8 protein-coding genes and 2 pseudogenes are annotated in these 14,716 nt (G+C 61.4%); 4 read left to right on the plus strand and 6 right to left on the minus strand.

Annotated features, from left to right (window positions below; all coding sequences use genetic code 11):
* Positions 1–8: 8 nt before the first annotated feature.
* Positions 9–473, plus strand: coding sequence for a CcdC family protein (locus QM649_RS06950; protein ID WP_415198296.1), 465 nt, complete (start codon positions 9–11; stop codon positions 471–473).
* Positions 474–689: 216 nt separating this feature from the next.
* Here QM649_RS06950 and QM649_RS06955 read toward each other — a convergent pair whose 3' ends face one another.
* A complete protein-coding gene (locus QM649_RS06955; protein WP_415198297.1) occupies positions 690–1,976 on the minus strand; it encodes an MFS transporter in 1,287 nt (428 codons plus the stop codon).
* A gap of 129 nt (positions 1,977–2,105) precedes the next feature.
* Here QM649_RS06955 and QM649_RS06960 point away from each other — a divergent pair, with 129 nt between their 5' ends.
* Positions 2,106–4,070: a hypothetical protein gene (locus QM649_RS06960; protein ID WP_415198298.1), complete on the plus strand. Its 1,965-nt coding sequence runs from the start codon at positions 2,106–2,108 to the stop codon at positions 4,068–4,070.
* Positions 4,071–4,107: 37 nt separating this feature from the next.
* On the opposite strand, the gene QM649_RS06965 is transcribed toward QM649_RS06960, so the two are convergent.
* Positions 4,108–4,872, minus strand: coding sequence for a hypothetical protein (locus QM649_RS06965; RefSeq protein ID WP_415198299.1), 765 nt, complete (start codon positions 4,870–4,872; stop codon positions 4,108–4,110).
* A gap of 210 nt (positions 4,873–5,082) precedes the next feature.
* Here QM649_RS06965 and QM649_RS06970 point away from each other — a divergent pair, with 210 nt between their 5' ends.
* Positions 5,083–6,807 (plus strand): GH39 family glycosyl hydrolase, encoded by a 1,725-nt coding sequence (locus QM649_RS06970; protein WP_415198300.1) that lies wholly within the window; start codon positions 5,083–5,085, stop codon positions 6,805–6,807.
* A 35-nt stretch (positions 6,808–6,842) separates the two neighbouring features.
* On the opposite strand, the gene QM649_RS06975 is transcribed toward QM649_RS06970, so the two are convergent.
* The 3 genes and pseudogenes from QM649_RS06975 to QM649_RS06985 all read right to left on the minus strand — a co-directional run bounded on the left by QM649_RS06975 (position 6,843) and on the right by QM649_RS06985 (position 9,726).
* Positions 6,843–7,769 carry an N-acetylglucosamine kinase gene (locus QM649_RS06975; RefSeq protein ID WP_415198301.1) on the minus strand — a complete coding sequence of 309 codons (927 nt, stop codon included), beginning with the start codon at positions 7,767–7,769 and terminating at the stop codon, positions 6,843–6,845.
* Between the two features lie 2 nt (positions 7,770–7,771).
* On the minus strand, positions 7,772–9,091 hold the full coding sequence (locus tag QM649_RS06980) for an ectonucleotide pyrophosphatase/phosphodiesterase (protein ID WP_415198302.1): 1,320 nt from the start codon (positions 9,089–9,091) through the stop codon (positions 7,772–7,774).
* Positions 9,092–9,181: 90 nt separating this feature from the next.
* A pseudogene (locus tag QM649_RS06985) lies at positions 9,182–9,726 on the minus strand (DUF4337 domain-containing protein).
* Positions 9,727–10,192: 466 nt separating this feature from the next.
* Between QM649_RS06985 and QM649_RS06990 the strand changes: the two are divergent.
* Entirely contained in the window at positions 10,193–13,903 is a 3,711-nt protein-coding gene (locus tag QM649_RS06990) for a TonB-dependent receptor (RefSeq protein ID WP_415198303.1), read from the plus strand.
* A gap of 80 nt (positions 13,904–13,983) precedes the next feature.
* On the opposite strand, the pseudogene QM649_RS06995 reads toward QM649_RS06990, so the two are convergent.
* Positions 13,984–14,716: pseudogene (locus tag QM649_RS06995) on the minus strand (glycosyl hydrolase family 43); the annotation flags it as partial.

Below are 14,716 nucleotides of genomic sequence, written 5' to 3' on the forward strand. Positions count from 1 at the left end.
GAGAGGAAATGCTTCTTGCTCCGGGTACATCCGCTGTCGGTGCGATTGTCGGTCTCTTTGCCGTGATGCTTTGGCGTCTGCGTGAGGGCAGCCGGCCTGTTACGCAGAAAACCATCCTCATCCCGCCCATGGGCATGGCCACTGGTTTCTGCATGTTTCTTGCACCGCCCTTCCGGGTGCCCATCCTCTGGGGAGCTGCTGCTTTCCTCATTGGCGCGGTGCTGCTTTCCCTGCCGCTGATCCACACCTCAAAGCTGGTGCGCGACGGGGACCGGGTCCTGATGCACCGTTCGAAGTTCTTCTTTGCGGTGGTGCTGGCGCTGGCTGCGATCCGCTACTTCGCGCGAGATTACATCGGCCACATCATCTCGCTCCAGCAGACGGCGGCACTGTTCTTCATCCTCGCCTTTGGCATGATCCTGGTATGGCGCGGGACCATGTACATCGAATACAGGCGGCTCGTGCGGAGTTAGCGAAAGCCTGCTTCTTCTGTCGGAATAAGTATTTCGAAGAGCCGGCAAACCGCGGGTTCCTTCACTTCGCGGGGCGAGGAAGCTGTCCCGCTCCGGTCGGAATGACAGGGTATTGGGTAAACGGCCAACGCCCACGTCTCGCATTTAGGCGAGAACAAACAAAAGCGCGCACTCTTCCTGCGAAGAGTGCGCGCTTTTGTTTGTTCCGAACGAGTCTTACTTCGCCAGCGCCCTGTCTTTCACATCGAAGACAGGATTCTTCGGAGCCGCCAGCAGGCCGAGCAGCGTCAGTACGGCCGAGGCCGCGAGGTAGTAGCCCACGTAGGGCAGGCCATAGCTCTTCGCCAGCCAGGTTGCGATATACGGAGCGAGCGACGCGCCCAGAATTCCGGCAAAGCTGAATGCCAGCGAGCTGCCGGTGTAGCGCGTTTCCGTGGGGAAGAGCTCGGAGACGACCGTGCCCAGCGGTCCATAGGTGATACCCATCAGCGCGAGGCCGATCACCATCATCAGCGTTGCGCCGCCCACGCCTGCGGAGAACAGCGGCGCCAGCACCAGGCCGAAGATCGCAATCAGCACCGTCACGCCGATCATCACCGCCTTGCGTCCCTTCTCGGCCATCAGCGCCGAGATCGGAATCGTGATCGCGAAGAAGAGCGTGGCGAAGAGCTGCATCAGCAGGAACCGCTCGCGCGCGATATGCAGCGCCGTGGTGCCCCAGGAGAGCGCGAAGACCGTCATCAGGTAAAAGAGCACGAAGGTTGCGAGGCAGATGAAGATGCCGGAGACCAGCGCGCGAATCTGCCGCCCGAAGACCTGCTTCATGGGGAAGCCCACGACGTGCGAGTGCTCGGACATCTCCTGGAAGGCGGGCGTCTCGGTGATGGTGAGGCGCACGTAGAGGCCGAGCACGACCAGCGTCGCGGAGAGCAGGAAGGGCAGACGCCATCCCCACGCGAGAAACTGCGCGTTCGTCATCTGGTGCGAGAGCAGGAAGAACATGCCGCCGGAGAGCAGGAAGCCGAGCGGCGCGCCCAGCTGCGGGAACATGCCATAGAGGGCGCGGCGATTCGGCGGAGCGTTCTCGACCGCGAGCAGCACGGCTCCGCCCCACTCCCCGCCGAGTCCGATGCCCTGCCCGAAGCGGCACAGCGTCAACAGCGCCGGAGCGAGCACGCCGATCTTCTGATAGCCCGGCAGCAGGCCGATGATGAACGTCGAGAGGCCCATCGTCGTCAGTGCCAGCACCAGCGTCTTTTTGCGGCCAAGCTTGTCGCCGAAGTGGCCGAAGAGTCCCGATCCGATGGGACGCGCCACGAAGGCGACGGCAAAGGTCGCAAGCGAAGCGAGGACAGCGGAGCTCGCATCTCCCGGCTTGAAGAACAGCCTGGGGAAGACCAGGACCGCAGCCGTGGCATAGATGTAGAAATCGAAAAACTCGATCGTCGTGCCGATGAGGCTCGCGAACAAAACCTGTGCTGGACTGTTTTTGCGTGCTGGCATTTTTCGTCATTGTACCCATCGACGGGCGCGGAGGCAGCATCCTGCCTGCGTGGACGCCCTTCGGTGGACGCAATGCCGCGATGCTGTTCTCATGGCAGATGCTCGATAAACCCCACGCTGAGGTCCCTCATGCGAGCGCTGGCCGCGACGCTCTTCCTGCTTTGCACTTCTTTGTTTTCTCTTGCACAGTCCGCTTCTTTCCCAGGCGCTGAAGGTATCCTTCACACCATTGAAAACGCCCGCGCGGCCAGTCAGGACGAGGCTCTCACGCTTACACGCATCGATCGCACGAAGCCGATCACGCTCACCTTTGCGCACAGCCAGAGTGTAGGCGTGGAGCGCGATCACGATGCCTGGTGGGTGCTGCCGCTCGGCGCTGCCGGTGCGGACATTACGGTGAACTCTGCGTTGTGGGTGCTGCCGGAGGGTGCGGCCTCGCACGATGCTTCCTGGTACATCGAGCTGCATGGGAGTGCAGCCAATGCGGCTCTGACGCAGGACGGGCTGAGTGTGCATCTCGAGGCCGATGACATCACGCTGCATCGCTCCGAGGCGCGTCCGCACAGCGACGTCTTTGGCCACACCTTCGCCATCGATATGAAAGACGGGCGTGAACTGGAGAATACGCTGGCCACCTTCTACTGGGGCACCATGCTGCCTTCCGTGGTCGAGCGCACATTGGCAGCGAAGTTCCCCTACAGCAACGGATATGTGCTCAGTACGCTCGAGACCAGCAAATACGCGGGCTCGTATCCTGCGGTCGACCACGAATTTCAGATATGGGGCCGTCTTGCCTTTGGCTCGCCGCTCGAACTCGATCTGGTGCGGCGCATGATCGAATTGCAGTTTCAGCTCATGGATGACGACCCCGAGCATCTCTCCCGAGCGCCCACCTCCGTGCAGCCCGATGGCCGGCGGGAGTATCACATCCGCCGCGACAGCGAAGATCATCGCGAAAACGCAGGCATGTTCCCGGTCACCGGCAACATCGAAGTTCTGCAGGAGTCATGGCGCTGGTATGAGGCGACGAAGGATCGCGCGTGGCTCGCGGCGCATATCGGAAACCTCGAGCGCGCGGCGGAATGGGTGCTCGCCAACACCGATCAGTATGGGCGTGTCTGGTCCGATGTTTACTACGAGGACCAAGTCATCAAGGATGGCCGTGAGACGCAGGCGCAGGCCTTCGCCGCGCACGCATTTGCGCTGCTGGCCCGCATGGAAGAGCTGCTGGGACGCACCGCACAGGCCGCGTCGTACCAGGCATCGTCTGCGAAGATGGCGAAGGCGCTTGTGGCGCCGCTGCCGCTCGGTTTCTGGGATGAGGCGAATCATCGCTTCGTCGACTGGGTCGATCGCAACGGCCAGGTGCACGATCATGTGCATCTGCTGGCCAACACGCTGCCGGTCACGCTGGACTTTGCCACGGCGGAACAGCGGGATGCGGTGCAGAAGCTCATCGCAGCGAACAGCGCCGAGTTCGAACGCTTTCCCAGCTTTCTCTCCGCGCATATCGATGCCTATACGCCCTCGGAGATCGGCATTGCCGGCCCTTACGACCTGAGCGCCACGGGCCGCTACTGGTACTGGGACGCGGCCTATCGCGCCTCGCAGCACCAAAACGCGCTGCTGCTCACACAGCTGAAGACCGTTGCAGCGGAAGCGGCAAAGAGCAAGGGCTTCATGGGCGAGCGCTATGACATGGACCATGTGTATTACGTGGACGGCAAGAATGCGCATGGAGCCGGGCAATACTACGAGTATCCGAATGTCTTCACGGCTGTGCTGATCTCGCAGTACCTGGGGCTGTCGGCAGGCAATGACAGTGACGTGCTCGTCGCTCCGCATCTCGCGGACTATGGCAGCGTGGAGTTTCGCATTCCGGCATACGATCTTAGCTACCGCTGGGATCAATCCGGTTTCACGCTCACAAATCTGTCGGAGAAGCCGCGCCGCTTCGCAGTCGATCTTTCCGCACTCACGGATGGGCATGAGCTGTATCGGCTTGAGGGTGATGCGGGCCGAGGTCAGAGCGGGGAACGCACAGTTATCACGCTTGCTCCCAAGCAGCAGGCGCGCTGGATTCGCAAACGCTAATTAGTCTGCCGTTCGTTGCGGGCCGTTTCGATTGTTCTTACTTGTGATCCTCGGTTGTGTGCGAGAGTTCCACCTGTTCGAGCACCTGCTGCAGGTCGCTGTGCAGCGTGGAGATCACGGCGTGCAGGTCGTGCAGCATGGCTTCGCGATTCGCGAGCTCGTCGTCGGAGAGCCTCATGCTCGAGGTGCGGTCGGCGACCAGCGCCGGCACCGACGTTCCGCCCTGCTTCGACTTCTCCTGCAAACGTCCGAGGCGCTGCCAGGCTTCGGTGAGGGCTTCGGTGGTGGAGCGGCCGTCCGCACGCGGCGTGTTGAGATAGGTCACGACGATGGGCGGATAGCGGCTCTCGGCATTCGGCGTCTGCCCGAGGATCTGCGCGAGCATGTTGTAGGGCGAGTCGATGGCCTGCCTGCCTCCGCCGGATTTGAGCTGCACGCCGGTGAGGATCAGCGAGCTTCCGCCCGCCGCGGCCTGCAGTGCGACACCCGCGTGATTGAGATTGTTCGTCAGCTGCATCGCCGCGCCAGCCGCGCCCAGAGCGCCGCTGGTGGCGAAGGTGATCAGGTTCAGCGCATTCGACTCTTTCTGGTTGCGCTGTTCGAGCAGGTAGCGCTTCTCGCTCACGTAGGAGGCTTCGTTGTCGATGTGCGCCACCACGGCATCGGATTCGAAATCCGCGGCCAGGATGCGTTCGAGCAGTTGCTGGCGCAGGTTGAGCGCGTCCAGCGAGCCGCCTTGTCCGGACTGCTGCAGCGCTTTGAGCCGGCTAAGCAGGGGCGTGATGCCGAGTGCCTGTTCCAATGCTGGCGAGAGCGCCGGCTGTGTGGCGTCCTGTGTCGTGGTTGCCGACACAGACGCAGATAGAGACTGTGCCGACGCAGGCAGCACACAGAGCGGGACACAGAACAGGACGGATAGAAATCGCCGGCAGATACGCATAGGGATGCCTGTTCAGATGCGGGTAGCTTCGGGATGGTAAGCTTCGCTTTCGGCTGTGATTGAGGAGACGGTATGCGATTTGCCCGCAATCCATGGGCGTTTGCCTGGATGTTCCTGGTCTTGTCATCTTTCCCGGCAGCAGGGCAGGGAACAGTCCCGCCATCACCGCCTGCTTCTACCGGCGCGCCTGTACACATCACTGCGGATCTCGCGACGCCCATCGGCCCTTATAGGCCTATCTACAGCTGGTTCGGGTATGACGAGAGCAACTACTCCACCATGCGCGACGGCCGGAAGCTGCTTGGCGAGCTGCATGACCTGAGCCCGGTGCCGGTGTATATCCGCGCGCACCATCTGCTCACATCCGGAGACGGTGTTCCGGAGCTCAAGTGGAGCTCGACCAATGTCTATCGCGAAGACGCGAGCGGCAAACCCATCTATGATTTCGCCATCCTCGACGGCATCTTCGATGCATACAAGGCCGCGGGTGTGCGGCCCATGGTCGAGCTTGGATTCATGCCGAAGGATCTTGCCGCATCGCTGCCCGATCGCAAGGAGTACCAGGTTCACTATCCGCAGAGCACCATCTCCGGTGCCTCGAACAATCCTCCCAAGGACTACGCGAAGTGGCGGGAGCTGGTGCGTGTCGTGGTGGCGCATCTCGTAGAGCGTTACGGGCGCGATACGGTGCGGCAATGGTACTTCGAAGTGTGGAACGAGCCGGATATCGACTACTGGCACGCCTCCCCCGAGGATTACTGGAAGCTCTACGATTATGCGGTCGCCGGCGTGCGTGCCGCGCTCCCGGAAGCGCGTGTCGGGGGCCCGGCGAGTACCAGTCCACGCAGCGAGAAGGCCAATGCATTCCTGAAAGACTTTCTCACGCACGCTGCAACCGGAAAGAGCGCGGCGACCGGTGGGACGGTTCCGCTGGACTTCATCTCGTTTCATGTAAAGGGCCAGCCGCAGATTGAGAACGGGCGGGTCCAGATGGGACTGGACAGGGAGCTGAAAGACGTCGATCACGGATTCGCGACCGTGGCCTCGTTCACGAAATTTCACGACCTGCCCATCATCCTGAGCGAGGCCGATCCTGAGGGCTGCGCCGCCTGCTCGAGCAAGGTGAACCCGGCCAACGACTACAGAAACGGCACGCTGTATCCCGCATATACCGCGGCGGCTTACAAGGCGCTCTTCGCGCTTGCGGACGAGCATCATGTGAATCTGCTCGCGATGCTGAGCTGGTCCTTCGAGTTCGAGAACAGGGATTACTTTGAAGGTTTCCGTTCGCTTGCGACGAACGGGATTGATGAGCCGATCCTGAATTTTTTCCGCATGGCGGCGCTGATGAAGGCTGAACGTGTGAGTGTGCGGAGTGACGGTGCGATTCCGCTGGATCAGCTTGTCGCGAGTGGAGCAGGCGTGGTCTCCGATATCGATGGCATGGCGACGAAGGGCGCGAATGGTGCCAGCATCCTGCTGTGGAACTATCGCGATGCGGAGGCGCAGGCGGCATCGGCGCCCGTCACACTGGCGATCTCCGGTATGCCCGCTACGGCAAAGCGGGTACTGGTGAAGCAGTACCGCATCGATACGAACCACAGCAACGCTTACACGGTGTGGAAGGCGATGGGATCGCCGCAACATCCTACTTCAGAGCAGTACGCGCAGCTGCTCGATCGCGAGGGGCTGGAGCTGATTGGATCGCCTGCGTGGCAGGACGTGAAGGATGGGCAGATCGAGGTGAAGACCGAGCTGCCGGGTGAGTCGATCGCGTTGTTGCAGGTGAGCTGGTAGAGGAAAAGCCCACTCTTCCGGAGTGGGCTTTCTGCTTAGACTGCCGGCGTCAGCGCCAGCTGCCGGGCACGCCACAGAGCTCCACGGATGGCGTCGGAAACCTCGTTCGCGATGGGAGCGGTGGGCAGTTCTTTGCGGATGGTTGCGATCACGCTCTCGCGCACCGGAAGAATGTGCTCGAAGATGCTGCCGATGAAGGCGATGCCGGGTTCCTTTGCATAAGGCTCCTGCGCGCGCACGCAGCGGTGCGCCTCGAGGGCATCCTCGCCGAGCAGGCGTCCGCCTTCGGCGAGCACGGAGGCAGCGACGCGGTCGCCTTCCTTGGCGCAGGCCAGTACAACAGGAGCGAGCTTGGAGAAGTCCGGGGGAGGCGTGGCGTTGGCGATGTTCACCACGTCGCCCACCGTCTCGGCCTTCCAGAAATCGCGCACGCGGGTGAGCAGCAGAGTCGGCTCGCCGAAGTCGAGGGCGTGAAAGGCAGCGCGCAGTGCCTGATGACCGATCCAGTGGCCCGAGCCCTGGTCGCCGAGGGCCGGTCCCCAGCCGCCGACGTGGATCAGTTCGCCGGTGGAGGTGCGTCCGAGGGTGTTCGAGCCGGTGCCGGCGATCACCAGCACGCCCGCCTGGCCGGGGAAGACGCCGTCGAGGGCGACTTCTTCATCGCCGACAATGGTGACCTCGCCGCCCGCATGGGGCGTGAGGATATCGCGCATCCACTGCTGGGTCTGCGGCAGGCGTACGCCCGCGGTGCCAATGCAGGAGGCGGTGACCTGGCGGAGATCGACGCCGGATTGCGCGGCGATTTCAGCCAGCAGGGAGCGCATGTTTTCGGCCGCTTCCTCGAAGCTCACGCGGAGGGGCTTGATGCTGCCGCCGGTCAGGCGGAGGATCTCGCGGTTGTCATCGCCCAGAGCGCAGGTGGTCTTGGTGCCGCCTGCATCGAATCCCAGAAAAAACGCCATGATTACTGCTTTACCTCATCGTTCGAAACTACGTTGCTCTTGAGAGCTCCCGAGAGCACATTGGGGCTGCCGTCGATGGGCGGATTCTCGAGGCCGAGGATCGCCGTCACGAAGGGAAACACGTTAATGTTCTCAAATGGCTTGAGGGCAACGCCAGCGCGGATGTCCGGGCCGGCGGCAAAGAAGACGGCGCGCATCTCGGGAATCCCGGCGGGATCGTAGCCGTGTGAGCCGGTCAGCACCGGCCGTTCGGTCTGCCCGGGTTGAAGATGCGGAGCCTGGGCCCGGATGGAGTATGGGCCTTTCGGCACGATCACCGGGTCGCCTTCGCGCGGGTTGCTATCAAAGTGCAGGCCGGCGGGAACCTTGTCGCGGCGATAGACCTCGAAGCGCGCATCGGCGGCCTTGAGCTTCTGATACAGATGGTTGGCCGAGGCCTCATCCGGAGCATAGAGCAGCGGGCCGATGGTCTGGATACCGTCCATCGAAACGTACTGATCGAGGTTGATCCAGCTTCCCTGCGTGCGGACCATGCCGTGATCGGAGACGACGATCAGGTCGATGGGCAGGTGCAGGGCATCGAGCTTCTTATGCAGCTCGCCGATGAGTTCGTCGACGTGGTGGACGGCTGCGGCGACTTCCGGAGAGTCGGGGCCGTGCTCGTGTCCGGCATGGTCGACATCGGCGTAATAGAGCGTGAGGAAGTGCGGACGCTTCTCGGGCGGGAGTTGAAGCCACTGGATGAGGGTGTCGATGCGCTGGTGATCGTCGATCTTGTTATCGAAATGGAGGTAGTAGCTGGGGCGCTGTCCGGCAATTTCGGCCTCGGAGCCGGGCCAGAAGAAGCAGGCCGAGCGCATGCCCTGCTTTTCGGCGAGCGACCAGAGCGGCACGCCGCCGTACCAGGAGCCATCGGTGACGGCCTGCTGGTCGCCGAGCGCGTAGCGAGCGTTGCGGGCCGGGTCATAAAAGCTGTTGTCGACGATGCCGTGGTGCTCAGGGTAAAGGCCGGTGACCAGCGTGTAGTGATTGGGGAAGGTCAGCGAGGGATAGGACGGAATCATGCCGTCGGGCGCGCTGGCGCCTTCCTTTGCGAGTTCCAGGATGTGCGGCGCGCCGTAGCGCTTCGCGTAGTCCCAGCGGAAGCCGTCGAGCGAGACCATGACGACGTAGTGTTTCTGCTGCTGGGCGGCGGCCTCGGGGCCGTGATCGACGGCGATGACCGGGGTGACGAACTGTTGCGCGAAACCCTGCGCAGGAACGGCGGCGGGTGCGAGCAGCAGGAGCGCAGTGAGCGCGGCGCGGCGAAGCGGAACGAGCATCAGGAACCTTTCGGCAGAAAGCTTATAGGAAAGATGGTCCACCGAGCGCGCTGGACCATCTTTCTTTCCGGGGAAGCGGCATAAAACGGGCTAGTGGATGAAGAAGGCCCAGGCAGAGACGAGGATGCCGGCGATGCCGAAGGTCATCCCCATCCACCAATAGAACCGCTGGCGGGTCAGCAACGTAATAGAGGTCACGACCAGGCCGATTCAAGCAGGGCCTCGCCGAGATCGAAACGGGAGGCATGCTTTTCGAGGCGCTTTACGGACTGCTCGTACTCCTGAGCCTCGGTCTGTTCCTCGTTGAGATCGGCATTCCATTTGTCGAGGTGCGACTTGTAGCCGTCGACGATCTTCTTGGCTGCATCGGCATCGCGGATGGTGATGGCGGAGAGCAGGTCGGCGGTGAGCTGGGTGTTGTACTGGCGGTTTTTCTTGGCCTGGTAGAGGTTCCACTGGTCGCTGGCCCGGGCCTGCTCGAGGACCGCTTCGGTGTGGGTGCGGTGTCCGAGAACGGTGGTGATGGCGACCAGCACGGCCAGCACGCTCATGGTGAAGCTCACCGGGCGGAGGCTGGGGTCGTGTGCGGCGTGATGATGCTCTTCCTGCAGTTCGTGTGCTTCGTTCGGTTCCATAAAAAGGCGGGCCCGGAGGCCTGATTCGCGGCCGGGTCTCCAAGGCTCACGATACCAAACGGGCGGTAATGCGAAATGAACCGGGAATGAGGCAGGAATTACAAAAATACGATTGTGTATTCATTTTCTGTTGACAATGCCGGTAAAGTGGGCAAACGTAGTTGTACCCAAAACTGTATTCATTGTCGGGTCTTCTTATGCGGGTGTTTCCCGCTACAGAAATGGGCATTGCAGAAGATCTGGCAAACCAGCATGCAGTACGACCCACTTTGTTTAGGAGAATGACGCTATGCCCCGGAGCCATAGCCGGACTTCAGATCCGGCAGCCGGTCTCAGCCGGCCTTCGCAGGTCTCTTCCTGTCGTACGGAATCTGTAACCCGTAGGCAGTTCCGTTTCCCACATACATTTCTGGTAGTCATCGCGGCATGCTTCTGCCTTCTGGGCCTCACGGCACAGGGGCAGGACATGGCCACCGGTTCGCTGAACGTGACGGTGCAGGATGCTTCCGGCGCAGTGATCGACGGAGCGCAGCTGGAGCTGCGCAACCTGGGCACCAACGACATTCATAAATCGCAGACCAAGGGCAACGGCGTCGCGGTGATTCCGTACCTGGCGCCGGCGCAGTACACGCTGAGCGTGGTGAAGAACGGATTCGCGACCAGCGAATATCCGGCGGTAACGATCCAGACCAGCCAGGTGACGAACCTGAAGGTGACGCTGGCGGTCGGCTCCTCGACACAGACGGTTTCCGTGGCCGCAGACGCGACGCCTCTGCTGGACACGTCGAACAATACGATCGCGACGACGGTGGATCTGAAGCAGGTGGAAGACCTCCCGCTTGAGGGCCGCGACGCCTCATCGTTCGCCTTCCTGGTACCGGGCGCGGTCGATGGCCTGAACTTCAATAACCTGCCGGGCGGCGCAGTAAACATCGGCGCGAACGGCTTTTCGACGATGACCAACCGCAATAAGAGCGGCGGTTTCAATTCCGATGGATCGTCGACGGTAAATCGTATCGAAGACGTGCAGGAAATGACGGTGCAGACCAGCGAACTCGATGCTTCTCAGGGCGGCACCGCGGCCATGAACATCGGCTTCACCACGCGCAGCGGCACCAACAAGTTCCACGGCCGCCTGTTCGAGGACTATCGCAACGACGCGCTGAATGCGAACAGCTGGCTGAACAACTACGAGGACCAGGATCGCAGCAAGGAGATCATTAACGATTTCGGCGCCAGCGTCGGTGGCCCGATCATCAAGGACAAGGCCTTCTTCTTTGTCAGCCTTGCGAACCTGCGTGAGCCGGAGAAGTTTACGGTGAGCACGGCCGTTCCGACGGATGCCGCGGCTGCGGGTATTTATAGCTACATTCCCAGCGGTTCTACGACGGCCAAGTCGGTCAACGTGCTGAACGTTGGAGCGTCCGCAGGCTGCGCGAACTGCCCCGGCACCATCAACACGCTGATTGCGTCTGACCTGGCGAACATCAAGGCGAGCCAGAGCGCAACCGGCGCGACGATGACGAACAATATCGATCTGAACCACAACCAGGTGAACTTCCAGAACAAGGAGAATATCGTTCAGAAGTTCCCGACCCTGCGCCTGGATTACAACCTGACGCAGAACTTCCGTCTGACCGGTGCGGTGAACGAGTCGAACTCTTACTACACGGATGCCGGCGCGCCGCCGTATCCGGGTGCGTACTATGCGAACCAGGCGTACAGCAGCCTCGAGCGCAACTACCAGGTGGTGACCGGTTTTGACTGGACGTTGAAGTCGAATCTCGTGAACTCGTTCCGCGTGGGCTATCTCTACACCGGCTTTATCTACAACTCGCAGGGCATCAATACGCCGACGGCCGCGATGACCGAACAGGGCGACCTGGCTTTCGGGTTCGGACTGACCTCTGGTGTGAACGGCTTTAACCAGCTCAAGGGCGGCTCGCTCTATCCCGTGCTGAGCGTGAAGGACGATACGACCTGGGTACACGGCAATCACACCATTACATATGGCGTGGAGTCGGCGACCGAGATCGATCACTATTACAACAACCAGTTTGTGCCGTACATCGGTGTCGATGGCATCGCCAGCGGCGATCCGGTGGCCTCAAACCTGGATGCTTCCGTGGCCGATGGCCCGACGGGCGCGACGACGGACGTGGAAGGCCTGTACGCCACGCTGACCGGCCGTATGACCTACTACAGCCTGGGCGAGTTCGTGAATGCCCAGACCAAGCAGTTCCAGCCGGGTGTCTCCTTCAACCTGCACGAGCGCCTGAACCAGACGGCATTCTTCGTCGAAGATCAGTGGAAGGCTACGCCGACCCTGACCATCAACGCGGGTCTGCGCTGGGATCTGACCGGCGCCTCGACCGACGAGACTGGTTTCTATACCCATCCGGATATCGCCAACCTGTGGGGTCCGTCCGGCGTGGGTAATATCTTCAAGCCCGGCACCCTCACAGGTATTCAGAATCCGGTCGAAGGTCCGCATGCGACCGCGTATGAACCGACCTTTGTCCATCCGGAGCCGAACATCGGCTTTGCCTGGAATCCTCGGGGTGATGCCGACGGTTGGCTGGGCAAGTTCATGGGTGACGGCAAGACGGTCGTCCGCGGCAGCTTTACCTTCAAGAACTACACGGAAGGCGCGCAGAATTTCTGGAACTTCGGTTCGAACAACGGTGCGAACTTCAACACCTACTACTATGCCGATCCGGTTGCGCCGAGCCCGGGTGTAACTCCCGCTGCGGGTTTCTACAATGCCGGTTCTGTGAACCTCGGTGGCACGCTGCCTGCCCTGACTTCGACTTCGCCCTCGCCTTTCCAGTCGGTGATTCCGATGTCGTACCAGGCCTTCAGCGATACCTCGTACTTTGCTTTCGATCCACACATCCAGCAGCCGTACATCGAGTCGTGGACGCTGGGCATTCAGCGTGAGCTGAACCATAACAACGTGCTCGAAGTGCGTTACCTGGGCAACGTGGCCAAGCGCCAGTGGATGCCTTCGAACTACAACGAAGTCAATATCTTTGAAAATGGTTTCCTGAACGAGTTCAAGCTGGCGCAGCAGAACCTGGCGGCTTCGGGCGGAACGACCTTCGCCGGATCGAACGCTCTGCCGATTCTGACGCAGGCCTTCGCGAACGCGGGCGGATCGTCCAACTTCACCGATTCGCAGTTCATCACCTACCTGCAGCAGGGCCAGGCAGGAGCGTTTGCCGGAGCTCTGGCTGGTAACTCTACCTATCTTTGCTCGCTGGTGGGCGCGAGCTGGAGCCCCTGCGGTAACTCGGGCGGCAGCTACCCCATCAACTTCTTCCAGGAAAATCCGTTTGCAGCCGGCGCGGAAATTCTTGAGATGAAGGCGCAGGGCTTCTCGAATTACAACTCGCTGCAGGTGGACTTCCGCCAGAACGCGTGGCACGGCATGCAGTTCGATGCCAACTACACGCTGGCCAAGTCGCTGGGCACCAGCATACAGGGCAGCACGGCGCCGGGTGTCTACGGAGGCCGTGGCAACAGCGCGCCCTCTTATTACACGGAGCGCAACCACAGCCTGAACTACTTCCCGAGCTCGTTCGACGTTCGCAATATCTTCCACGCGAGTGGTACGTATGATCTGCCTTTCGGCCGTGGTCGTCAGTTCTTCAACAACAGTCGCGTGGCAAACAGCGTCATCGGCGGTTGGACGGTCGGCACCATCCTCACCTACTCGGGTGGCGATCCATATCTGTTCACCGGTGGCACGGAGACCTTCAACCAGAGCGATTCGGGCATCGACCTGACGAACGTGACGGTGAAGCAGCTGCAGCATCAGATCCGTCCGCGCTACAACACCGGTCACCCCTGGGTGAGCATGTTCGATTCGAAGTACATCGATGCTTCGGGCATTGCGAACACTGCGTATCTTGCGCCGCATGAGACGCCAGGAACTTTCGGCCAGCTGGTGTGGTTGCATGCTCCGAAGTGGATCAATACGGACATGTCAGTGAACAAGACCATTCCGCTGGTCGATGGCGTGATCTTCAAGCTGCAGGGTGAGTTCCTCAACGCCTTCAACCACACTGCGTGGGGTGGTATGAACGCTGCCGTGAACAGCACGACTTTCGGCAGCACGACTACGACGATGAATAACCCCCGTAATATCGAGATTCGCGCGAACTTCGAATTCTGATAGAACGGTAATCAGATGGCCGCAGCCCCTCAACGGTGGTTGCGGCCTTTCTTTTTTACATCGGTTTTTACTTGCGATGTTCAGTGATTCTGCGTTTCGCTGCATCCTGCGGAGGCAGCGGGTGGCGCGGGGAGATCGCTGTGCGCGATGGGCTTTGGCGCAAGCGTCTCCCATTCTTCGACGGCGACAGCGGCATGCTGCGTGTTGTCCCCTGAGGCGTCGAAGACGGCGCGGAGGCAGCGGGTCGTCACGGGATCGAAAGAGATAGCGGCAGGGTGGTGGGACTCTTGGGTACTGGGCTCGGCAGTCGAGGCGGAAGGATGCGGGACGGGTCCCCATGCGCCGTGATGCCAGTACTCAAGATGCCAGGCCTTCGGAGGAGCCACGCCCTCGTTCGCGCCGGCCGGATGGTCGGCCCAGAAGACGATGCGGCTGCCGTTAAGGGTGACGGGTTTTGCCCAGGTGTACTCAAGCCATTGCTGTGGCGGGTTGTGCGGCGTCCACGTCGCCCACATATCGGGAGGAAGCGGGTTGGCGCGCACGATGCCGTCGTTGACGGCGGCGATCCAGTACTGCTGCGGGACGGGCTCGTTCGAAGCGCTCGGGCGCGCAGCGGCAGCGATGTTTCGGCTGGGCGCAGGTGGCGCGGAGGGTGCGTGCGTGGGAATGACCTTGAGCATGCGCGGCGGCGTCACGGTGTCGTCCCACTGGAGTTTGTCGATGGCTACGCTGCGGCGGAAGTGGCCGCCGTTCTTTGCATCCGCCGTGTGATAGATGAGATACCACTGGCCTTTGGATCCTCCGGAGCTAGGG

It is taken from the genome of Silvibacterium sp. (assembly GCF_047605705.1).
Taxonomy (GTDB): domain Bacteria; phylum Acidobacteriota; class Terriglobia; order Terriglobales; family Acidobacteriaceae; genus Silvibacterium.